Raw genomic sequence first — 20,586 nt, forward strand, 5'->3', positions numbered from 1 at the left:
AGTAGCGCCGTTAATTGAAGAACTCAGACGCCAGGCTCGCTGCAGACAATTCCTCGGTAAATTTCAGTAACAGCGGGGCCAACTCATGAAGTCGGGCCCCCGGCATCCGCGCGCTGGGGCCGGCAATGCTCAGTACGCCAATCACTCTCTCATCGGTTGGGTGCCGTACCACGGCCGCAATGGCCGATGTGCCCACCGCCGAACTTTCCTCGACCCAGGCGTAGCCTTGCTCCCGCGCCAGCCGCAGCCGTTCCAGTAACTCAATGTTGGACCGCGGTGCGTTCGGCCCCATATCTTTCGGCCGGTCGCCACCCTGGCGCTCCACCAGCGACAAGGCTTCGGCGTCGCTCATGCAGGCCAGCCACGCATGGCCCGACGCCGTATAAAACAGCGGTGCGTCCCGGCCCATGTCCGGGTCATAACGCAATCCCGAACGGGCGCCCTGGGATTTGGCGATCCAGATCTGCCGCTCACCTTCGATAATCCCAAGACGCACCAGCTCCCCGGTCTCCTGAGCCAAACGATCCAGCACCGGCTGAACGATATCGGCGCCGCTGCCCGCCAGGTAACGAAAGCCCATCGCTACCAGTTTGGTTGACAAGTGATACCGCTGATTCTCCGGATTCTGTCGCACATAACCCAGGCGAATCAGCTCCGCGAGCATACGGTGGGTGGCGCTTTTAGGGATGTCCAGTTGCTCCGCGAGCATCTGCATAGGTAAACCGCGAGGTTCACGGGTGAGGCTTTCAAGCACGTTGAAGACACGTTCGATTTGACTGCCGGCCATGGGAGGTTCCGAATTCGATTTGTCCTGATTCTAGAAGACGAAACGAGTAATGCGAAATCTGGAACCCTCGGCCCGAGCGACGCAGACACTCGACTGTTTGATAAAAACCCGCCTGCTGAGGGAATTCGATGGGTTATCCACGTTCCTACTGCCTGCAAGCTGCCGGCCAGCGAGCGAAAGACGGACGACCGGACTGGCGCCGCTCTCACTCACCAGCAACACTCATCACCACGGACAATCAGAGGATTCCCACATGCTATGGAAAAAAGGCCGACGCAGCGACAACGTGGTCGATGCCCGTGGTGATGATGTCGGCGGCGGTGGCGGCGGGATGCGCTTTGGTGGCGGCAAGGGCCTGAGCCTGACGGCAATCATTCTGATTGTCGGGATCGGCTGGATCACCGGCCAGGATCCATTGCAGATCCTCGGACAACTGACCGGCCAAATGACCGAGCAATCGGCACCGGCCTCGACACAAACCCGCAAGGCACCGCCGGCGAATGATGAAGGGGCGGAATTCGTACGCTCGATTCTCGGCGACACCGAAGACACCTGGGGCCAGATTTTTCAGCAGGCCGGGCGGCAGTACAAGAACCCGACCCTGGTGCTGTTCAGCAACCGGGTGAATTCGGCGTGCGGTCTGGCGACGTCTGCAACCGGTCCGTTCTATTGCCCGGCGGACCAGAAGGTCTATCTGGACATGGCGTTCTTCCAGGAGATGTCGCAACGCTTTTCCGCCGCGGGAGACTTCGCTCAGGCCTACGTGATCGCTCACGAAGTCGGACACCATGTTCAGACGTTGCTCGGTGTCTCGGCGAAAATTCAGACTGCCCGCCAGCAAGGCCGGCAAATGGAAGGCGACGGTGGTTTGCTGGTGCGCCAGGAACTGCAAGCGGATTGCCTGGCCGGCGTCTGGGCCAACAACGCGCAGCAGCGCCTGAACTGGCTGGAACCGGGCGACATCGAAGAAGCCTTGAATGCCGCCAACGCCATCGGCGATGACCGCTTGCAACAGCAAGGTCAGGGTCGCGTGGTACCGGACTCGTTTACCCATGGCACGTCAGCGCAAAGGGTGCGCTGGTTCAAAACCGGATTTGCGCAAGGCCAGGTGGGCCAGTGCGATACCTTTGCGGCGAAAACCCTATAGATGAACAAGTGGCTGTTGGTTCTGTTGTTTACCTGTGCAAGTACCCAGGCTGCCGAGCAGGCGGTCAAGGAGATCAGCCCCGGACGGCTATTGTTGAACGAAGGTGAGATGGCGGTGGGCATTGGCCCGGCGCCGGCGAAAATCGAGCGCGTGCTGATCATCATCCATGGACGATTGCGCAACGCCGAGACGTATCGCCAGAGTGCCGAGCGTGCGGCGGAGCAGGCCGGGCAAAGCACGAACACGCTGGTGATTGCTCCGCAATTTCTCAATGAAACCGACGTGGCACTCCATCCCGTGGCCGACTCCGTGTTGCGCTGGCAGGGCAATGACTGGATGGCCGGCGGTGAATCCACCGCTCCGTTTGCGCTCAGTTCCTACGCGGCGCTCGACCAGATCATCGCCCGGCTCGGCGATCGTCGACAGTTTCCGGACGTAAAGGACGTCGTCATCGCCGGCCACTCCGGTGGCGCTCAGGTGGTTCAGCGCTATGCCTTGTTGAATCACGATCAACCGGAGCTCAAGGCCGCGGGCGTGCACGTGCGTTATGTCATCGCCAACCCGTCTTCCTACGCGTACCTCGATGAGCGACGGCCGGTGGCGTTCAGTCACGCCCGTTGCCCGGGTTTCAATCGCTGGAAGTACGGTCTGGCCGATCTGCCGGCTTATGCCGAAGGACAAACGCCTGCGCAGCTGAAGGAAAATTACGTCCAGCGTGACATCGTTTATCTACTGGGGCAGCAGGACATCGACCCGAATCACCCGGCGCTGGATAAAAGCTGTGAGGCGCTAGCCCAGGGTGCTTATCGATTGGCGCGCGGGCGCAGTTTTTTTGATTTTTTAAAGCGCAGCCATCCGAAAGAGCTGAATCAGCAACTGATCGAAGTGCCCGGGGTTGGGCATGACGGGGATGGGATGTTTACGTCGCCGGAGGGGCAGAAGGTTTTGTTTGGGCAGTGAACTCTGTATTGCCTGGCAGTGCCCCTTCGCGAGCAAGCCCGCTCCCACATTCGACCGCATTCTTTCAGAAAGAATACGGTCGAATGTGGGAGCGGGCTTGCTCGCGAAGGGGCACTCTCAGACAACCAGCCTCTCAAGCCAAAAGCATCTGCCTCAGCTCAACACAATCCGCCGCATGCCAATCGGTCAATTCCGGCCATGGGTTATCCGGCAGATTCACCAACACCGTCCGCGTTCCCGCCGCCCGACCGCAATCCAGATCAAAGCGGTAATCACCGACCATCACCATCTCGCTCGCCGGCACCTTCCAGGCCTCGGCCAGTTTCAACAAACCACCCGGATGCGGCTTGGGCGGCGCTTCGTCACGCCCCAGCACATCCTCCACCGCAAAGCAGTCCGCCAGGCCGATGGCCTCCAGCGTGACATGCGCCAATTCCCGCGCATTGCGCGTGAGAATGCCCAGGCGATAACCGCGCCCCGCCAACTCACGCACCAACTCGACGGCCCCCGGCGCCGGTTTCGAACCCAGCGCCAGATCTCGCTCATGCTCCAGCAGCCAGGCGTGTTTGGCCGCGGCTTCATCGGCCGGCAGCGCGGCGAGGTGGGTCAGGATGTCGTCTTCGGCCGGGATCGCCAAAGCCACGCGAATCGCCGCGAAGTCATGCACGGCCACCGTCAGGGTGCCGTCCATGTCGAACACCCAGTGCCGCACCTCGGACAGGCTCATGCCCAATCCTTGCGATGACGAATCAGGCCTTCCTGGGTGACCGAGGCCACCAGTTGCCCGGCGCGGTTGAACACGCTGCCACGGCTGAACCCACGGGAATTGCCGGCCCACGGGCTGTCCATTGCGTAGAGCAACCAGTCATCGGCGCGCAGATCCTGATGGAACCACAGGGCGTGATCGAGGCTGGCAACCTGCATGTCTTTCTGCCAGACCGACTTGCCGTGCGGCTGCATCGACGTGGTCAGCAGACCGAAGTCCGAGGCATAGGCCAGCAGGTATTTGTGCAACGCCGGGGTATCGGCCAAGGCACCGTCTGCGCGAAACCAGACGTACTTGATCGGATCGGACGGCTGCGGGTTGTAGGGATCTTTCTCGGTGATCGGTCGGAACTCGATCGGTTTCGGGCACAGGAATTTTTCGCGCATGTGCTCGGGAATCAGGTGGGCGCGCTGCTGAGTCAGTTCCAGCTCCGACGGCAGGTTTTCCGGGCCGACCACCACCGGCATCTCGGCCTGGTGCTCGAAACCTTTTTCGTCGTACTGGAACGAGGCGCTGCACGTGAAGATCGGGTTGCCCTTCTGGATGGCCGTCACCCGGCGCGTGCTGAAACTGCCGCCGTCGCGCACCCGGTCAACCTGATACACCACGGGCAACGCCGAATCGCCCGGGCGCAGGAAATAACCGTGCATCGAATGCACATGGCGCGCGGCTTCGACCGTCTGACTGGCCGCCGACAGGGACTGACCGATTACCTGACCGCCGAACAACTGACGAAAACCCAGGTCCTGACTGCGGCCACGGAACAGGTTTTCTTCGATCGGTTCCAGGGTCAGCAAGTCGACCAGATCATCCAACACTTGGCTCATTCAGACTCTCCTCACACAACGCTATGCCGCGCAGTCTTGGCTGCGGCGGTCGATTCAGGTTCTGGCCGGGGCCATCATTGGCGCCATTGTAAACGTCCGGGCCGGCTTATCCATGCAAGGTTTGCAGCCATTGTTCACGGGTGATGCGGTACAACACATGGTGCCGCAGGGGATGGTCGGCCGCGAGCTTCGGGTGCTCGAAGTCATCGGCTGAATCATGCTGCATGCCGATTGCCTGCATGACTTTCTGCGAAGGCAGATTAGCTTCACTGGTAAAGGACACCACTTCTTTCAGCGCCAGCCGGTCAAACCCGCAGCGCAGAGCGGTCCATGCCGCTTCACTGGCATAGCCCAGGCCCCAATGCTCGCGGGCCAGGCGCCAACCGATTTCGATGGCCGGCGTAAACGGCGCGTCGAAACCGACCACGCCCAACCCGGTAAAACCGATGAACGCGCCGGTGTCCTTGCGCTCCAGCGCCCACAGGCCGAAACCATGCTCGGCAAAATGTCCGCGAACGCGCCCGATCAGCGAAGCACTGTCCAGCCGACTCAGGGGCGCCGGAAAATAGCGCATCACTTGCGGATCGGCGCACATCGCCGCAAACGCCGGCAAATCCTCATCACGCCACTGCCGCAACAGCAGTCGCGCGCTCTCGAGTTCCAGTATCGGCTCCATCGTTTACTCCCCCCTTTCCATGCCGCAAGTCTACATCGCTGGTAGGATCCTTCCTTCATTCCTGCTTGCCGTACTTGATAAAAGACCGCCATGTCGCTGCCACTGATCTACCACGAAGACTACAGCCCCGAGTTCCCGGCGGATCACCGTTTCCCGATGGACAAGTTTCGCCTGCTGCGCGATCACCTGGTGGACAGCGGCCTGACCCGGGACGCCGATTTGCTGCGCCCGGAACTCTGCCCAGCGGAGATTCTCGCCCTCGCCCATGACGCTGCTTATATCGAACGCTACATGAGTGGCGAGTTGTCCCGCGAGGACCAGCGGCGCCTCGGCCTGCCGTGGAGCGAAGCGCTGGCTCGGCGCACGGTGCGGGCGGTCGGCGGTTCGTTGCTGGCGGCCGAGCAGGCGCTGGAACACGGGTTGGCCTGTCACCTCGCCGGCGGCACGCATCACGCGCATTACGACTATCCGGCGGGGTTCTGCATCTTCAATGACCTGGCGGTGATCAGCCATTACCTGCTGGAAAGCGGTCGTGTGAATCGGGTGCTGATCTTCGATTGCGACGTGCATCAGGGCGACGGGACTGCACGAATCCTGCACGACACCCCGGAGGCGGTGACGGTTTCCCTGCACTGCGAGAAGAACTTTCCTGCACGCAAGGCCGAAAGTGACTGGGACATCCCGTTGCCCAAAGGCATGGGCGATGCCGATTACCTGAAGGTGGTGGACGACGCGCTCAACTATCTGCTGCCGCTGTATCAACCGGACCTGGTGTTGTATGACGCCGGAGTCGATGTGCATAAGGATGACGCGCTCGGTTATCTGAAGCTGACAGACGAAGGCGTGGCCGCTCGGGATGAAAGCGTCATGCGCCATTGCCTGGGGCGGGATATTCCGGTGGTCGGGGTGATTGGCGGCGGTTACAGCAAGGACCGCAAGGCCTTGGCGCGCCGGCATGGAATCCTCCATCACAGCGCGCAGCGGGTGTGGACGTCATCAGGTTGTCATTGAGGTGTGAGTCTTTACCCACAATGCCTGTGGAACTGCCTGTGGATAACCTGAGTGAAAGGGTCTGCAGGCCATGTTGCATATAGCCTGCAAAGCACTGGTTGTTTTTTGATCAGCCCTCGAGCACGCACAGATCCAATGTGGGAGCGGGCTTGCTCGCGAAAGCGGTGGGCCAGACGACATCTATGTTGAAGGTTAAATCGCCTTCGCGAGCAAGCCCGCTCCCACATTGGATCTGTGCGGTAGAATGCCCCGCTTATTCCGCCAAACCGCAGCGCATTCCATGACTCGATCTTCCACCGCCCTCCCCCTTCAAGTCGCCATCATCGGCGGCGGCCCCGCCGGCCTGATGGCGGCGGAAGTGTTGAGCCAGGCCGGAATCAAGGTCGACCTGTACGACGGCATGCCATCGGTGGGGCGAAAATTCCTGCTCGCCGGGGTCGGCGGCATGAACATCACCCATTCCGAAGCCTACCCGGCGTTTCTCTCACGCTACGCCGAACGCGCACCGCAGATTGCACCCCTGCTGCGTTCCTTCGGCGCCGACGCGCTGTGCCAGTGGATTCATGACCTGGGCATCGAAACCTTCGTCGGCAGCTCCGGCCGGGTGTTTCCGACCGACATGAAAGCCGCTCCCCTGTTGCGCGCCTGGCTCAAACGGTTGCGGGATGCCGGCGTCGTTATCCACACCCGCCACCGTTGGCTCGGCTGGGACGACAACGGTGAATTACTCATCGGAAGCCCCGACGGCGAAAAAACCATTCGGCCCGACGCCACCCTGCTGGCCCTCGGCGGAGGCAGTTGGTCGCGTCTCGGTTCGGACGGCACGTGGATGTTGCTACTGGAGCAGCGCGGTGTAGGACTTATGCCGTTGCAGCCGAGCAATTGCGGCTTCGAGGTGCAGGCCTGGAGCGAATTGATGGTCAGTAAATTCGCCGGCGCACCGCTGAAAAATATCGCCATCGGTCTCAATGATGATGTCCCGCGGCTTGGGGAATGTGTGATCACCGCCACCGGCATTGAAGGCAGTTTGATCTACGCGTTGTCAGCGCCCATCCGTGAAGCCATCAATAAACACGGCTCGGCGACGATTCATCTCGACCTGTTGCCCGGCAGGCCTGTGGATAAAGTACAGGCGACACTGAGCAAACCCCGCGGGTCTCGTTCCATGTCCAAGCATCTGCACAGTCAGCTCGGGATTGATGGCGTGAAAGCGGCGTTGCTGCGCGAACTGACGCCGGCTGAATGCTTCGCCGATCCGGCATTACTGGCCAAAGCGATCAAGGCGTTGCCACTGACGCTGGTGAAAACCCGCCCACTGGATGAGGCCATCAGCAGCGCCGGTGGCGTGATGTTCGAATCGATGGATGAACGCTTGATGCTCAAGCAACTGCCTGGCGTGTTTTGCGCGGGGGAAATGCTGGATTGGGAAGCGCCGACGGGGGGGTATTTGCTGACCGCGTGTTTCGCCAGTGGGCGAGCGGCGGGGTTGGGGATGGTGGAGTGGCTCAAGCGCAAGTCTTGAGACCGAGGCGCGCCCTTCGCGGGCAAGCCTCGCTCCTACAAGGGCACCACTAACCCGTAGGAGCGAGGCTTGCCCGCGAAGGCGGCCTAACAGACGCCGAAGCGGATCAAGGCTTACGCTTACGCGGCCCGGTATTGAACACCGGCACCTTGCGCACAGGCTTGATCGAAGGCTCTGGCGCCGAAGCATCCCCGCTCTCGACCCATTTACCCAAATTGCGTTTACCGCCACTGGACGTCTTTGGCTTCTTCGGTTTCTTCGGCTTCTTCACCACCTGACCGCTGGCATCGGTATCCGGCACACGGTGCTCAGGTTCAAAGTCATGTTCCATCTGCCGAGGCAACGTCTGACGCGTCAGCGTCTCAATGGCCGACAGCAAATTCACTTCATCCGCGCACACCAGCGAAATAGCCTGCCCGGTAGCACCCGCACGGCCGGTACGACCGATGCGGTGGATGTAGTCCTCTGCCACGATCGGCAGGTCGAAATTGACCACCAACGGCAGATCTTCGATATCCAGACCACGGGCTGCGACGTCAGTGGCGACCAGAATCTGCACTTCGCTGGCCTTGAATCGGTCCAGCGCACGCTGGCGGGTCGCCTGCGGTTTGTCGCCATGGATGCCGTCAGCGTTGATGCCAAGGCCCTGGAGTTTTTCCACCAATGCGTCCACGCCATTGCGAGTCTTGGCAAACACCAGCACCTGCTTCCACTTGCCCTTGCGCAGCAAATGGATGAACAGCTCCGGCTTGCGCTTCTTGTCCACCGTCACCACCCACTGTTTGACGGTGTTGGCGGCAACGTTGCGCGGGCTGACTTCGATGCTCAGCGGGTCGTTGAGCATCTGCCCGGCCAGCAGGCGAATCGCATCGGAGAAGGTCGCGGAGAACAGCAGTGTCTGACGTTTCTTCGGCAGCACGCGGTAAATGTTCCCCAGCTCCTCAGAAAAGCCCAGGTCGAGCATGCGATCCGCTTCGTCCAGCACCAGGGTTTGCAGCTGGTTGAACTTCAGCGCGTTCTGGCGGAACAGGTCGAGCAAACGGCCCGGCGTCGCTACCAACAAGTCGACGCCTTTGCGCAGCTTCATCATTTGCGGGTTGATGCTGACGCCGCCATACACCGCATAAGTGCTCAACGGCAGGTTCTCGGCGTACTGACGCACGGCTTCGTGAACCTGTTCGGCCAGTTCACGGGTCGGCACCAGGATCAGCGCGCGCACCGAGTTGGCAGTGACTTTCGGCCCTTCCATGGCCAGCAATTGCAGCAGCGGCAACGCGAAACCGGCGGTCTTGCCGGTGCCGGTCTGGGCGGCGGCCATCAGGTCGCGACCGGCCAGCACCGCCGGAATGGCTTGCGCCTGAACCGGCGTCGGGGTCTGGTAGCCGAGCGTCTCGAGAGAGCGCAGCAAGGGTTCGATCAGGCCAAGGGAGGCGAAAGTCATGGGATTACCGTAGGAAAATTCAGCGCGGTTGTGCAGAACAAGTGTGCAATGGTGCGCAGTTTACCCTAATTCACGCTCGATTCTGTCTGCACCACGGCAGCGGGCTTTACCGGAGCCCGACGCCACTGCGGCAAACCGATCAACACCACGGCACTGATGATCACCAACATGGCCGACGCTTCTTCGATACCGATGGTTTCGCCGACAAACACGATCCCCAACAACACCGCCACCGCAGGGTTGACGTAGGCATAACTGGTGGCCGCCGCTGGACGTACGTTTTTCAACAGGTACATATAAGCGTTGAAGGCGATGATCGAACCGAAGAACGTCAGATAGGCCAGCGCCGCCCAACCTTCAATCGGCGGCATGGCTTCCAGATGTTCACCGCTCACCGCACTGCCGATCAGCAGCACCACGCCTCCCACCAGCATTTCCACGGCACTGGCCATCGCGCCCTGAGGCAACGGCAGGTGTTTGCTCCACACCGAACCAAACGCCCAGGAAGCTGCCGCGAATATCAGCAACAGGGCACCCAACGGGCTCGATTGCAGGTTGGAGCCGAGGTTGAGCATGGCGATGCCGATCAGCCCGAGCACAATCCCGGCCCATTCGAGACGGGTATTACGCGCGCCCCAGAAATATCCGCAGAGCAAGGTAAACAGCGGCACCGTCGCCACCGCCAGCGCGGCGACACCGGACGCGACGCCCATGTGCTCCGCCACACTGACCCCGCCGTTACCGCACGCCAACAGCAAAATCCCGATGATCCCCGCCGCTTTCCACTGCGCCCAGGTCGGCGCCGGCGCCCCGCGCCAGCGCAGGAACCCGTACATCAAGGTCCCGGCAATGACAAAGCGAATACCGGCGAGCAGCAAGGGCGGCCAATACTCCACGCCGATACGAATCACCAGGTAAGTCGAGCCCCAAATCACGTACAACGCAAAAAAGGCAGCGATCAACGGCAAGGGAAAACGGCGCAGGCCAGGCATGGGTCAGCTCACAGGCAAGGGCAAATGAACAGCTATTCTAGAAAGGCCAATCGCATAAAATAAGTTACAAAACCTGTTTATAGCGCCGGTACACTTTTCAAATCACGGAGATCAGCGCTATAAACCGTGTTTTCGAAAGTCAGTCATTTTTCAGGAAATCGCCCATGGATAAATACGACCGCATGCTCCTCAGCGCCCTGCTGGAAAACGGTCGTGCGTCCTACGCCGACCTCGCGCGCAAGGTCAACCTGTCCGCCCCGGCCGTGGCCGAGCGCGTGGCCAAACTCGAAGCCAACGGGGTGATTACCGGTTACCAGGCGAAAGTCGACATGGCCAAGCTTGGGCTGCCGATCCAGTGCGTCATCGAACTGCGCCTGAACCAGCACGGCAACCAGAAGGCCTACGACGACCTGATCAAAATCCCGCAACTGACCGAATGCCATCGGGTAACGGGTGATCCGTGCGTGATCATGCAAGCGGCGGTGGGCTCGATGCCGGAGCTGGAAGAGTTGATCAACCGGATCGCCAAATTCGGGTTCAGCAAGACGTCGATTGTGTTGTCGAGCGCGATAGAGAAGCGCGTGCCGTTGGGGCACATCGAAGGAAACGGCAAAGCTTGATACGACACCAACCCTGTGGGAGCGGGCTTGCCCGCGATTGCGGTGTGTCAAACAACACTGATTTCGACTGACACTCCGCTATCGCGGGCAAGCCCGCTCCCACAGGTACGATGCCGTCCTGTAGGAGCGAGCGGTGCGGCGGTCCGACTTGCCCGCGAAAGCGATCGATCAAACGCCGCTGTAACCGGCTGACAACACACTCGGCATATCCCGCAGACGAACCCAAGGTTCTTTGCGCCAATGCAACAACCGCAGCGTTCCGCCGGCCCATTCCATCGCCCGCATATGCGGCGCTTGCGTCGAAACGGGCCCCGCCTCCTCCCGCAACATCGGCACCACATGGTGGGTCAGCCAACGCCGCAAATGGCGGTTTTCCGGGCAGTAGTGATAGACCAGCATCGCGTACACGCCTGACTCACTGAGCATCAAGGTTTCTTGCGCTTCATCGCTTTCGGACAAGCGCATCATCCGCCGCTGATCCGCATCGAGCTTGAGTGCGTATCTACCGTTTATATCCACTCCCATTAGCCGGCCTATATCGCGGGCGCAGAACCAGGGTTCTGCGTGCAGTAAAAGTGCTCGTAGCCGGATGTGGTGACGGATGAATGTTTTGGCTTTGAAGTGAGGGGCACAGGCAGCTGCTTGCCCTACAGGAGACAGATCTGAGTCTTCGGGGGGATTGGGGGTAACTTTGATCATGGCGAATTTCCTACTGAAAGTTGGAGCCGCCAGCATCACTTGCAGATGATGGGTGGCAGCTATGTGCGGGTCTGCAAGACCGAGTCAGTAGACAACCCCGGCAGACCCGAAGGTCTCCCGCACACAGCTACCATAAATCGATGGTCACAAATAAAGCGACGCGATTATAGGTGTGCCGTTAGGCGTCTACCAAACTATCGGCGGGCTTGCAGTCCCGGTCGCTGAATTGGCAGCGACGTCCCAGAGGTTATCGATGCCACAGAACGGGGGCAAGACAGACAATCCTTAAGTTTCGGTAGGATCAATCGTCGAGTTTTAGGCGTGTTTAAACACAAGGTTTGAGATTGAACACCAACCCTGTGGGAGCGGGCTTGCTCGCGAAAGCGGAGTGTCATTCACCATTGATGTTGACTGACACTCCGCTTTCGCGAGCAAGCCCGCTCCCACAGGGAGGTTGTGGTGTTTTTAGAACCCGCGATGGCGCTTGAGGTGCTCGTTGATCTTCGCCGCCGGCACTTTCTGCAGGCTGACCAGCAGATCATGGGACAACTCACGCAACCCGTGCTTCTGCCGCAACTCCTGCGCGAGGTGCGCCGTCAGGTTGGCCGCCATTTCAGCATCGGCCATTGCCCGGTGAGCCTTGCCGGTGTTGGGCAGGCTGGCGAAGGTGGTGAGCGTACCGAGCTTGTGATTCGGTGCAGCCGGCATCAGGCGGCGGGCGAGGAGCAGTGAGCAGGCAAAGTTCTGCAACCGCGTGCGTTTGATCCGCCCCAGTTCAAAGTCCCAGAACTTCTGGTCGAACGCGGCGTTGTGCGCCAGCAACGGCGTGGTGCCGACGAACTCATTGACTTCGTTCATGACCTGTTCGGCCGATGGTGCGGTACGCAACATGGCGTTGCTGATGCCGGTGAGTTGTTCGATGAAGGCCGGGACGCGCACGCCAGCGTTCATCAGGCTCTGGTAACGCTCGACGATGCGCCCCTGTTCAAGGATCACCACGGCGATTTCCGTGGCCCGGCAGCTGCCGCTCGGGGAGATCCCGGTGGTTTCAAAGTCGATGACTGCTATGCGTTCCAAACCTGTTTCAACTCCGTAAAAATCAATTCTTGAGCAGCAACGCGCCTTCGATCGGCACGTAGCGGCTGGCGGCGCGGATCAGCGAGTTGGCGGTCAGGCCCGGCACGCCGTAGGCCACGGCTTGCACGCCGTGCTTGGCGATGATGCGTTCCAGCAGCATGTCGAAATCACCGTCGCCGGAGGCCAGCACCACTTCGTCGACGTGGTCCGCCGCGTCCATGATGTCGAGCGTGATGCCCACGTCCCAGTCGCCCTTGGCCGAGCCATCGCTGCGCTGGATGTAGGGTTTGAGCTTCACGGTGAAACCGAGGTTGCGCAGGATCTGCTGGAACTGCTGTTGTTTGCTGTCGCCACGGTCGATCGCGTAGGCGTAGGCCTCGACGATCTCGCCCTGTTTGCTGATGTCAGCCCACAACGCGGCGTAGTTGAAGTGGCAACCATAGGCCTGACGCACGGTGTAATAGAGGTTTTGAACATCGGCGAACACTGCAATTTTTTTCACCGGTTTTCCTCAAGGCTGAATCAGGCACCGGGCCCGAAAGTTGCCCAGTATGCCAGCCTCGAGGATTGTTCCGCGAATAATCGGCCCGAGGAGCCTGAGCACCTCGGACGAATGGCAACCTGTGGCGAGGGGATTTAGCGAAACGTCGCACCGCCCCGTTCGGCTGCGCAGCAGTCGTGTATCCGACCCACTCCATTTATCTGAACAGACGCAGGGGGCCGCTTCGCAGCCCAGCGGGGATGAATCCCCTTGCCACAGAAAATCAATCAGACGTAGGAATCGTCGTCACCGCCAAAGAACGATGAGCTGTCATCGCTGTAATCGGCGTCGGCGTAACCGCCCTGATCGGCGGAGTTGTCAGCCACACGCTGATCGTCGCCCCAGCCTTTGTCACCGCTCTGATCGTTGACCTGAGCCGGCTCTTCCTTGATCACTTCAACCACTTCCGGCTGCTGGTTGTGATGGAACAGGCTGCTGATGCCCTGTGCCAGCATCACGCCACCCGCGACACCGGCTGCGGTTTTCAGCGCGCCACCGAGGAACCCACCACCGACAGGCTGTTGCTGTTGCTGTTGCTGCGCGTAATTCTGCTGCGGTGGCGCTGCACCGAAGTTCTGTTGTGGCGGCGGCGAGTTGAACGACTGCCGCCCCGGCTCACGCCAGCCACCATTGGAGGGCGGTGCACTTTGGGCAGGCGTTTCACGGGAACTGCCGCCGAAAATACTCGACAAAAAGCCACCACTGCTCGGTGCCGGAGCCGCCGTCTGCGCCTTGGCCGATTGCAGTTCGGCCTGCAATTGCTGGAGTTGCTCGGTGAGTTGCTTGTTCTGCGCGTCGAGGCTTTTGATCGCTGCCTCTTGCACCAGAATGGCCTGAGTCATGAAGTAGCCCGCCGCGGGTTGGCGAGTCAGGTGTTCCTTGATCCGCGCCTCGGCCTGGGCGTCGCGCGGGGCTGAATCCGTTTCGGCCTGTTGCAGCCGGGAAAACAGTCCATCGATCAGGGTTTGTTCTTCGCTGTTCATGGCGACCTCGTAGATTGCCGGGGAAATCGTTGCCCTTCTCCAAGGAGGATACGGTGCTCGACCTTAATGGAGGCTGAAACAAGTTGTTTCAATGACCTTTACCGAACGTTTACGTTTGCGCCCCGCAGCGCTGCATCGGTTAAAGTGGGCCACTGCTTTCAACCTACGATACCGACTGATGAATTCGTTCGATGTACTGCGTGACTCTCTGTATTTCTTCAAGCGCAATCTGGGCCAGATCGTGCGGCTGTGCCTGCCGCTGGTGATGGTCGAGGCGCTGCTGCAGCAAGTGGTCGACCGCTCGACTGAGCCGGACAGTTTTCCCGGCATCAGCGTGATTGTCGGTTTGTTGGTCTATCCGCTGTATACCGCCGCGCTGATCCTGTTTCTCGATGCGCGCAGCCGGGGTGAATCACCGCGCAACCGTGACCTGCTGTCGAGAGCCGCCTACCTGTGGCCGCGTTTCGCCCTTTTGACTGCGCTCAATACCCTGCTGATCCTGATCGGCCTGTCGCTGTATTTCCTGCCGGGCATCTGGCTGATGGTGACCCTCGCGTTCGGCGAGTACCTGCTGGTGCTACGCGGCCTGGGGCCACTGGCGGCGATGAAAGAAAGCCTGCGCCTGACCCGCGGCCATTTCCTGCGCATCCTGGTGTGCATTCTGTGTGTGATGGGGCCGTTGTGGGTGCTCAAGGGCTTGACCCTCCAGATTTACCCGGAGCCGCAGAACCCGGTGATTTCCTTGCTGATCGACAGCGCTCACAGCTTTTTGCAGCTGTTCACCAGCGTGGTGTTGTTCCGCATGTTCATGCTGATCAGCGACGTGCCCGAGAAAATCGACCGGCCGCTCTGACCGTGGGCTTCGGCGCAGCTCTCGGTTATGCTCGGGGCCACCTTTTGTAACGCTATAAGCCGAGCCATGACCCGTCTACTGCGCTACACCCTGCTGGGCCTGTTGATTGCACTCGGCCTGATTGCCCTGCTGATCTACAACCTGACCTGGCGCCCCGAGCCCAAGGAAACGTTGCCGGTCAGTTGCAACGCCCAGGCCCCGACCCTGGTGCCCGGCCAGGCGTTGAAAGTCATGACCTGGAACGTTCAGTACCTGGCCGGCAAACGTTACGTGTTCTGGAATGACCTGGCGGCCGGCAACGACGAAAAACCCACCCCCGAAGACATGGCCTTCAGCCTCGACGAAGTGGCGCGGGTGATTCGCGACGAGCAGCCCGATGTCGTGCTGCTGCAGGAGCTTGACGACGGCGCCAAGGCCAGCGATTACCAGAACCAGTTCAAACTGCTTCAGGAACGGGTCGCCGACCTGTATCCGTGCAGCGCATCTGCTTTCGACTGGAAAGCTGATTTCGTACCGCAGCCGCACATCTTCGGCAGCGTCGGCCGGCAACTGGCGACCCTCAGCCGCTACCAGATCGAACACGCCGAACGCCTGCAACTGCCAACCCTGCCGGCCGATTTCATCAGCCGCCAGTTCAATCCGAAAAACGCATTGTTGGTGACGTACCTGCCGTTGAGCGACGGTGGTCAGATCGCGGTGCTCAACACCCATCTGGACCGCGTCCTTCAACCCGACGACACGCTGCAGACCCAGGTGACCGCCGTCGCCAAGGTCCTCGACCGGTTCGAAAGTCGAGGCACGCCGTGGCTGATCGGTGGGGACTTCAACCTGCTGCCGCTGGGGCAATATCGACGCCTGCCCACCGAGCAACGCACGCCCTACTCCGCCGACAGCGCATTGCATCTGCTGTGGGACAAGTACCCGATGATCCCGACCAACAATGAAGCCAGTGGAATCGATCGGGCACGGTGGCTGACGCATTACCCGAACGACCCGGGCTTGAACGGCCCGGACCGGACCGTTGACTACCTGTTCTACAGCCCGCGGATCAAACGGGTCGAGGCGATGGTGAGGCAGGACGATACCTTGCGGATCTCCGATCATTTGCCGGTGATTGCGCGGTTTCTCCTGCCTGCCGCACCGTAGCTCCGCCGTACACAAAACCTGTGGGAGCGGGCTTGCCCGCGATTCGGTTTAACATTCAACATCCATGCTGTCTGACACACGGCTATCGCGGGCAAGCCCGCTCCCACAGGGATTTGTGCATGACTGGCATCAATGCACCTCCTCCAGATCATCATGCAGCAGCCCGAAAATATCGCGCTTCATCTCGATAAACGAGCGCTCCATGACCATGTCCAGCGTCCGTGGGCGTTCGATCGGTACGTCCAGAATCTGCTTGATCCGCCCGGGCCTGGCACCCATCACGTAAACCCGGTCACCCAGCAAAATCGCCTCGTCAATATCGTGGGTCACGAACAGCACGGTCTTCTTGCTGTTGCCCCAGACCCTTAACAGCAACTGCTGCATTTGCAGGCGGGTCTGGCTGTCGAGGGCGCCGAAGGGTTCGTCCATCAGCAGGATCTGCGGATCATTGGCCAACGCCCGGGCGATCGCCACACGCTGCATCATGCCGCCTGACAGTTGCTTGGCGTAGTTGTCGGCGAAGCTCGTCAGGCCGACTTCGTTGACGTAATAATCGACGATCTCCTTGCGCTGCGCCGCCGCCATGCCGCGACGTTTCAGACCGAACTCGACGTTCTGCCGCACCGTCAGCCACGGGAACAGCGTATAGCTCTGGAACACCATGCCGCGATCCGCGCCAGGGCCCTGCACTTGCTGACCGCCGACGTAGATCTCGCCGCTCGTGGGCTCGTTCAGGCCGGCCGTGAGGTACAGCAAACTCGACTTGCCGCAGCCCGACGGCCCGACCAGCACAGCGAATTGCTGATCCGGCACTTCGAACGAAACCTGATCCAGTGCCGTGAACACACCGCCGTCGGGCTTTTGATAGCGCAGGCTGACCTTGTCCACTTGCAGGCGTGGCGCGGTGCGCGCCGGGGTGGCCACCGGGGTGACGAAACGCGGGTTGACGGCGGTTACTGAGCCCATGCGGCAATCCTCAGACGAAGGAAACGAAACAGTTGATCGGTGACCAGGCCCAACAGGCCGATGATCGCGATGGCCAGGAAAATCACATCCACTTGAAAGCCGCGCATGGCCTTGAGGCTCAGGTAACCCAGGCCACTGGAAGCGGCGACCAGCTCGGCGACCACCAGGTAAGTCCAGGCCCAGCCCATGGTCACGCGCAAGGTGTCGAGCACGCCCGGTAACGACGCCGGGGCGATCACGTGCAGCACGGCATCGCGACGGTTGGAGCCCAGGGTGTAAGACGCATTGATCAGGTCTTTGGAGATGCCTTTGGACACGTCCGCGATCATCACCAGTTGCTGGAAAAACACGCCGAAAATAATCACCGAGACCCGCTGCTCCAGGCCGATGCCGATCCACAGAATGAACAGCGGCACGAACGAGGTCACCGGCAGGTAGCGAATGAAATTCACCATCGGCTCAAGGAACGCCTGGACGATGCGAAAGCTGCCCATCAGCAACCCCAGCGGCACCGCCACCAGCGACGACACGATGAAACCGACCATCACCACTTCGAGGCTGGCCCACACATGCAGGCCGAGGGTGCCGTCGCGGCTCAGGCGCACGGCGGCCTCGACCACCGCGCCGGGTGTCGGCAGGAACATGCCCGGCACCACGCCGCCGTAAGACAACCCGGCCCAAAGGCCGACCAACAACACCCAGGCCAGGCCACTCGCGCTCCAGATCACCGACACCGGCAAACCGGTCTTGGGCGTGATACAGCGGCTCAGCCATGAATTGCGCGTGAACATGCGAACCTCCTACAGCGGGGTGACGAAGCGGTTGTCGATCAGGTCGTCATTGCTGACGTTGTAGGGTTTGCCCTGCAATTCACTGGCGGTTTCGTTGGCCAGTTTGATCAGCGGTTCGCTGTCGCCCGGCTTGCCCGGCGAGCCCAGGAGTTTTTCGCTCATGGCCTGATCGTAGAAGCGCACGCCTTGCGCGGCAGCTTCCAGTTCCTTCGGATCGGCAAGGTAACCGCCAACGCCCTTGGCCATGATTTTGTAGGCTTCCTGCGGATGGTCCTTGGTGTACTGCACCGCTTTGTACAGACCGGCGACCAAGGCCTTGACGTCTTCCGGCTGTTTCTCGATGACCGTGCAATTGAGCGCGACCACGTCGACGATTACCCCCGGCGTGCTGCTGCTGTCGATCAGCACCTTGCCTTGTTGCTTGCTGCGCACCATCGACAAGTGCGGTTCCCAGGTCACGGCGGCCGGCACGCGACCGGCAATGAACGCGGTGGCGGCATCGTCAGCCGTCATGTTCTGCACGGTGATGTCGCTCATGCTCATGCCGTGTTTTTTCAGCAAGTACGACAGCCAGAACTGCGAGGTCGAACCTTCGTTCACCGCCACCGCCTTGCCCTTCAGTTCTTGCAGGCTCTTGACGTCCTTGCCCACCAGCACACCGTCGCCACCATGGCTGTCATCCAGCGCCGCAACCGCCTTGAAGCAGAATTGCGGACGGTACTTGAGTACTTCGTCGATGGTCGACGCCGAGCCGGACAATTCGCCCGAGGCTTGCGCGGCCATGTACATCGAGGCTTCTTCGACGACGGGCAATTCGACGGTCAAGCCGCCTTCCTTGAAGTAGCCCAGGTCCTGGGCCAGGTAGAGCGTGCCGTAACCGACCCACGTGGTATGGCCGATGGACAGGGTGCCGGCCTGGGCGCTGGTGGCGACCGTGGCGGCAATGGCGGTGATCGCCAATGGATGAGCAACGCGGGTAAGCAAGGACTTGATCATGGAGCACTCCCAAAGCTGTTGATTTAGTTTTGTCATGGGCAGTACGGCCAGCGGCCTTTGGAGAAGAGCTGCCACGGGTGGTCTCTGATGGACTTTTTGTGGGCAGCGTTCGGCTGACTGGCGAGGTCGATGTTGGACCAAGGTGGGGATTAGGAAAATTAGGAAATATGTCGATGGGAGTGATGAAAAAACTGGGTAGCGTGCGCGATAAAAGGGCGGGGTTGGCGGGGGTGCACGGGGTTTGTGCAAAAGGCTAGAGGTGTGTTGAATTGACTATCGCATTCGCGAGCGAGCCCGCTCCCACATTGAATCTATGTCGGTCACAAAATTTGTGTATGACACCGATCAAATGTGGGAGCGGGCTTGCTCGCGAAGAGGCCTGAAGGAACGCTACAAGATCAGAGCCGGCCGTATTCCTGAGCAGTACGATCAACCGCTTTCAGAGTCTTCCCGACCAGCTCATCAACCTCTTCACGACTGGCAATCAACGCCGGCGCCATGATCATCCGCCCCAGTGTCGAACGAATAATCACCCCTTCCTCAAAGCCAATCGTACGGCAGCGCCAGGCAATGTCGTTCTCGTTGGCAAAGCGCCTGCGACTGCTTTTGTCCTCGGCCAACTGCAACGCCGCGACCATGCCCACACCCTGAATATCCCCCACCAACGGGTGATTGCCGAACACCTCGCGCAAGCACTGTTGCAGGTACGGCCCGATGTCGTCCTTGACCCGCGTCACCACGCCTTCATCGCGCAACGCCTTGAGGTTGGCGATGGCCACGGCGGCGGCCACCGGGTGCCCCGAATAGGTCAAGCCGTGGGCAAACACCCCGCCCTGCTCCACCAATACCTGCGCCATTTTCTTCGACAGAATTAGCCCGCCCATGGGGATGTAACCGGAGGTCAGCCCCTTGGCGATCGACAGCGTGTCCGGCTCGAAACCGAAGTGCTCGTGGGCGAACCATTCGCCGGTGCGGCCGAAACCGCCGATCACTTCGTCGGCGCACAACAGCACGTCGTACTTGCGGCAGATCCGCTGAATTTCCGGCCAGTAACTTTCTGGCGGGAAGATCATCCCGCCCGCGCCCTGGAACGGTTCGGCGATAAATCCGGCGACCTTATCGGCGCCGAGTTCGAGAATCTTCGCTTCCAGTTGCTGCGCCGCCCGCAGACCGAATTCAGCCGGGGTGAGGTTGCCCTCGTGGGCGAAGAAGTACGGCTCGTCGATGTGCTCGATGTCGGGAAGCATGCCGCCCATTTCGTGCATGAACTTCATGCCACCGAGTGCCGTCGCGGCCAGCGTCGAACCGTGATAACCGTTCCAGCGACCGATCATGATTTTCTTCTCGGGCTTGCCGAGGATCGTCCAGTAACGCCGCACGGTGCGGATCAGCACCTCGTTGGCTTCGGAGCCGGAGTTGGTGTAGATCGCGTGGCTGTAGTGCCCGGGCAACAGGCTGAACAGCAGCTCCGAAAGTTCGATGACCTGCGGGTGGGTGGTGTGGAAAAACATGTTGTAGTACGGCAACTGCTCAAGCTGTTGTGTCGCAGCAGCGGCCAGGTCCTTGCGCCCGTAACCGAGGTTGGTGCACCACAACCCGGACATGCCGTCGAGGTAACGCCGACCATCGTTGTCCCACAGGTGCAGGCGCTCGCCACGGACCATCACCCGCGGTCCTTCATCGTTGAGCGCCTTCTGATCGACGAATGCGTGGATGTGGTGCGCAGCGTCGGCGGCCTGGTAGTCGCGGGTTTCACGTGGTGTGGTCATCGCCAGTTCTCCGTTT

The 20,586-nt window shown here is 60.6% G+C and carries 21 protein-coding genes; 7 read left to right on the forward strand and 14 right to left on the reverse strand.

From position 1 onward, the window contains the following. Nucleotides 1-10: 10 nt before the first annotated feature. Nucleotides 11-787 (reverse strand): IclR family transcriptional regulator, encoded by a 777-nt coding sequence (locus J2Y86_RS14065; protein WP_253432324.1) that lies wholly within the window; start codon nt 785-787, stop codon nt 11-13. 253 nt (nt 788-1,040) lie between these two features. Here J2Y86_RS14065 and ypfJ point away from each other — a divergent pair, with 253 nt between their 5' ends. Both ypfJ and J2Y86_RS14075 read left to right on the forward strand, forming a co-directional pair. Next, nucleotides 1,041-1,934: a KPN_02809 family neutral zinc metallopeptidase gene (ypfJ, locus tag J2Y86_RS14070; RefSeq protein ID WP_253432327.1), complete on the forward strand. Its 894-nt coding sequence runs from the start codon at nt 1,041-1,043 to the stop codon at nt 1,932-1,934. Further along, nucleotides 1,935-2,894 carry an alpha/beta hydrolase gene (locus J2Y86_RS14075; RefSeq protein WP_253432330.1) on the forward strand — a complete coding sequence of 320 codons (960 nt, stop codon included), beginning with the start codon at nt 1,935-1,937 and terminating at the stop codon, nt 2,892-2,894. It begins immediately after the preceding gene. A 133-nt stretch (nt 2,895-3,027) separates the two neighbouring features. On the opposite strand, the gene J2Y86_RS14080 is transcribed toward J2Y86_RS14075, so the two are convergent. The 3 genes from J2Y86_RS14080 to J2Y86_RS14090 all read right to left on the reverse strand — a co-directional run bounded on the left by J2Y86_RS14080 (nt 3,028) and on the right by J2Y86_RS14090 (nt 5,163). Beyond that, a complete protein-coding gene (locus tag J2Y86_RS14080) occupies nt 3,028-3,621 on the reverse strand; it encodes an HAD family hydrolase (protein ID WP_253432333.1) in 594 nt (197 codons plus the stop codon). Further along, complete coding sequence (gene tesB / locus J2Y86_RS14085; protein WP_253432336.1) at nt 3,618-4,487, reverse strand: acyl-CoA thioesterase II; 870 nt, start codon at nt 4,485-4,487, stop codon at nt 3,618-3,620. The genes J2Y86_RS14080 and tesB overlap by 4 nt, the downstream gene beginning before the upstream one ends. Nucleotides 4,488-4,593: 106 nt before the next feature. Next, nucleotides 4,594-5,163, reverse strand: coding sequence for a GNAT family N-acetyltransferase (locus J2Y86_RS14090; protein ID WP_017340909.1), 570 nt, complete (start codon nt 5,161-5,163; stop codon nt 4,594-4,596). A gap of 90 nt (nt 5,164-5,253) precedes the next feature. Between J2Y86_RS14090 and J2Y86_RS14095 the strand changes: the two genes are divergently transcribed. Further along, on the forward strand, nt 5,254-6,174 hold the full coding sequence (locus J2Y86_RS14095) for a histone deacetylase family protein (RefSeq protein WP_253432339.1): 921 nt from the start codon (nt 5,254-5,256) through the stop codon (nt 6,172-6,174). A gap of 280 nt (nt 6,175-6,454) precedes the next feature. Next, nucleotides 6,455-7,696, forward strand: a complete 1,242-nt coding sequence (locus tag J2Y86_RS14100; protein ID WP_253432342.1) for a TIGR03862 family flavoprotein — start codon at nt 6,455-6,457, stop codon at nt 7,694-7,696. A 106-nt stretch (nt 7,697-7,802) separates the two neighbouring features. Here the strand turns inward: J2Y86_RS14100 and J2Y86_RS14105 are convergent, their stop codons facing one another. Together J2Y86_RS14105 and yedA are read right to left on the reverse strand one after the other, a co-directional pair. Then, nucleotides 7,803-9,137 carry a DEAD/DEAH box helicase gene (locus J2Y86_RS14105; RefSeq protein ID WP_214378976.1) on the reverse strand — a complete coding sequence of 445 codons (1,335 nt, stop codon included), beginning with the start codon at nt 9,135-9,137 and terminating at the stop codon, nt 7,803-7,805. A 65-nt stretch (nt 9,138-9,202) separates the two neighbouring features. Continuing rightward, nucleotides 9,203-10,129 carry a drug/metabolite exporter YedA gene (gene yedA / locus J2Y86_RS14110; protein WP_253432345.1) on the reverse strand — a complete coding sequence of 309 codons (927 nt, stop codon included), beginning with the start codon at nt 10,127-10,129 and terminating at the stop codon, nt 9,203-9,205. Nucleotides 10,130-10,293: 164 nt separating this feature from the next. Between yedA and J2Y86_RS14115 the strand changes: the two genes are divergently transcribed. Further along, nucleotides 10,294-10,749, forward strand: a complete 456-nt coding sequence (locus J2Y86_RS14115; protein ID WP_253432348.1) for an Lrp/AsnC family transcriptional regulator — start codon at nt 10,294-10,296, stop codon at nt 10,747-10,749. A gap of 168 nt (nt 10,750-10,917) precedes the next feature. Here J2Y86_RS14115 and J2Y86_RS14120 read toward each other — a convergent pair whose 3' ends face one another. The 4 genes from J2Y86_RS14120 to J2Y86_RS14135 form a co-directional block, all read right to left on the reverse strand. Continuing rightward, nucleotides 10,918-11,448, reverse strand: coding sequence for a BRO-N domain-containing protein (locus J2Y86_RS14120; RefSeq protein ID WP_253432350.1), 531 nt, complete (start codon nt 11,446-11,448; stop codon nt 10,918-10,920). Nucleotides 11,449-11,913: 465 nt separating this feature from the next. Beyond that, on the reverse strand, nt 11,914-12,525 hold the full coding sequence (locus J2Y86_RS14125) for a 3'-5' exonuclease (RefSeq protein WP_253432353.1): 612 nt from the start codon (nt 12,523-12,525) through the stop codon (nt 11,914-11,916). 22 nt (nt 12,526-12,547) lie between these two features. After that, a complete protein-coding gene (locus J2Y86_RS14130; RefSeq protein WP_064675757.1) occupies nt 12,548-13,027 on the reverse strand; it encodes a LabA-like NYN domain-containing protein in 480 nt (159 codons plus the stop codon). A gap of 266 nt (nt 13,028-13,293) precedes the next feature. Further along, entirely contained in the window at nt 13,294-14,049 is a 756-nt protein-coding gene (locus tag J2Y86_RS14135; protein WP_253432356.1) for a DUF2076 domain-containing protein, read from the reverse strand. Between the two features lie 178 nt (nt 14,050-14,227). On the opposite strand from J2Y86_RS14135, the gene J2Y86_RS14140 reads away from it, so the two are divergent. Then, nucleotides 14,228-14,902 (forward strand): YciC family protein, encoded by a 675-nt coding sequence (locus J2Y86_RS14140; protein WP_253432359.1) that lies wholly within the window; start codon nt 14,228-14,230, stop codon nt 14,900-14,902. 66 nt (nt 14,903-14,968) lie between these two features. After that, the gene (locus J2Y86_RS14145; RefSeq protein WP_253432378.1) at nt 14,969-16,048 is read left to right on the forward strand and encodes an endonuclease/exonuclease/phosphatase family protein; all 1,080 of its coding nucleotides are present in this window, start codon (nt 14,969-14,971) and stop codon (nt 16,046-16,048) included. A gap of 129 nt (nt 16,049-16,177) precedes the next feature. Here the strand turns inward: J2Y86_RS14145 and J2Y86_RS14150 are convergent, their stop codons facing one another. The 4 genes from J2Y86_RS14150 to J2Y86_RS14165 all read right to left on the reverse strand — a co-directional run bounded on the left by J2Y86_RS14150 (nt 16,178) and on the right by J2Y86_RS14165 (nt 20,570). After that, nucleotides 16,178-17,014 (reverse strand): ABC transporter ATP-binding protein, encoded by an 837-nt coding sequence (locus tag J2Y86_RS14150; protein ID WP_253432381.1) that lies wholly within the window; start codon nt 17,012-17,014, stop codon nt 16,178-16,180. Then, nucleotides 17,002-17,805, reverse strand: coding sequence for an ABC transporter permease (locus tag J2Y86_RS14155; RefSeq protein WP_253432384.1), 804 nt, complete (start codon nt 17,803-17,805; stop codon nt 17,002-17,004). The genes J2Y86_RS14150 and J2Y86_RS14155 overlap by 13 nt, the downstream gene beginning before the upstream one ends. Before the next feature lie 9 nt (nt 17,806-17,814). Next, nucleotides 17,815-18,801 (reverse strand): ABC transporter substrate-binding protein, encoded by a 987-nt coding sequence (locus J2Y86_RS14160; protein WP_253432386.1) that lies wholly within the window; start codon nt 18,799-18,801, stop codon nt 17,815-17,817. A 398-nt stretch (nt 18,802-19,199) separates the two neighbouring features. Beyond that, the gene (locus tag J2Y86_RS14165; protein ID WP_253432389.1) at nt 19,200-20,570 is read right to left on the reverse strand and encodes an aspartate aminotransferase family protein; all 1,371 of its coding nucleotides are present in this window, start codon (nt 20,568-20,570) and stop codon (nt 19,200-19,202) included. Nucleotides 20,571-20,586 lie beyond the last annotated feature (16 nt).

Source organism: Pseudomonas migulae (genome assembly GCF_024169315.1).
Lineage (GTDB): Bacteria > Pseudomonadota > Gammaproteobacteria > Pseudomonadales > Pseudomonadaceae > Aquipseudomonas > Aquipseudomonas migulae_B.

Coding starts and splice junctions, on each gene's coding strand:
- yedA (WP_253432345.1), bottom strand. CDS start 10,129: ATGCCTGGCCTGCGCCGTTTTCCCTTGCCGTTGATCGCTGCCTTTTTT.
- J2Y86_RS14115 (WP_253432348.1), top strand. CDS start 10,294: ATGGATAAATACGACCGCATGCTCCTCAGCGCCCTGCTGGAAAACGGT.
- J2Y86_RS14135 (WP_253432356.1), bottom strand. CDS start 14,049: ATGAACAGCGAAGAACAAACCCTGATCGATGGACTGTTTTCCCGGCTG.
- J2Y86_RS14155 (WP_253432384.1), bottom strand. CDS start 17,805: ATGTTCACGCGCAATTCATGGCTGAGCCGCTGTATCACGCCCAAGACC.
- J2Y86_RS14105 (WP_214378976.1), bottom strand. CDS start 9,137: ATGACTTTCGCCTCCCTTGGCCTGATCGAACCCTTGCTGCGCTCTCTC.
- tesB (WP_253432336.1), bottom strand. CDS start 4,487: ATGAGCCAAGTGTTGGATGATCTGGTCGACTTGCTGACCCTGGAACCG.
- J2Y86_RS14150 (WP_253432381.1), bottom strand. CDS start 17,014: ATGGGCTCAGTAACCGCCGTCAACCCGCGTTTCGTCACCCCGGTGGCC.
- J2Y86_RS14165 (WP_253432389.1), bottom strand. CDS start 20,570: ATGACCACACCACGTGAAACCCGCGACTACCAGGCCGCCGACGCTGCG.
- J2Y86_RS14075 (WP_253432330.1), top strand. CDS start 1,935: ATGAACAAGTGGCTGTTGGTTCTGTTGTTTACCTGTGCAAGTACCCAG.
- ypfJ (WP_253432327.1), top strand. CDS start 1,041: ATGCTATGGAAAAAAGGCCGACGCAGCGACAACGTGGTCGATGCCCGT.
- J2Y86_RS14100 (WP_253432342.1), top strand. CDS start 6,455: ATGACTCGATCTTCCACCGCCCTCCCCCTTCAAGTCGCCATCATCGGC.
- J2Y86_RS14095 (WP_253432339.1), top strand. CDS start 5,254: ATGTCGCTGCCACTGATCTACCACGAAGACTACAGCCCCGAGTTCCCG.
- J2Y86_RS14145 (WP_253432378.1), top strand. CDS start 14,969: ATGACCCGTCTACTGCGCTACACCCTGCTGGGCCTGTTGATTGCACTC.
- J2Y86_RS14120 (WP_253432350.1), bottom strand. CDS start 11,448: ATGATCAAAGTTACCCCCAATCCCCCCGAAGACTCAGATCTGTCTCCT.
- J2Y86_RS14140 (WP_253432359.1), top strand. CDS start 14,228: ATGAATTCGTTCGATGTACTGCGTGACTCTCTGTATTTCTTCAAGCGC.
- J2Y86_RS14080 (WP_253432333.1), bottom strand. CDS start 3,621: ATGAGCCTGTCCGAGGTGCGGCACTGGGTGTTCGACATGGACGGCACC.
- J2Y86_RS14065 (WP_253432324.1), bottom strand. CDS start 787: ATGGCCGGCAGTCAAATCGAACGTGTCTTCAACGTGCTTGAAAGCCTC.
- J2Y86_RS14090 (WP_017340909.1), bottom strand. CDS start 5,163: ATGGAGCCGATACTGGAACTCGAGAGCGCGCGACTGCTGTTGCGGCAG.
- J2Y86_RS14160 (WP_253432386.1), bottom strand. CDS start 18,801: ATGATCAAGTCCTTGCTTACCCGCGTTGCTCATCCATTGGCGATCACC.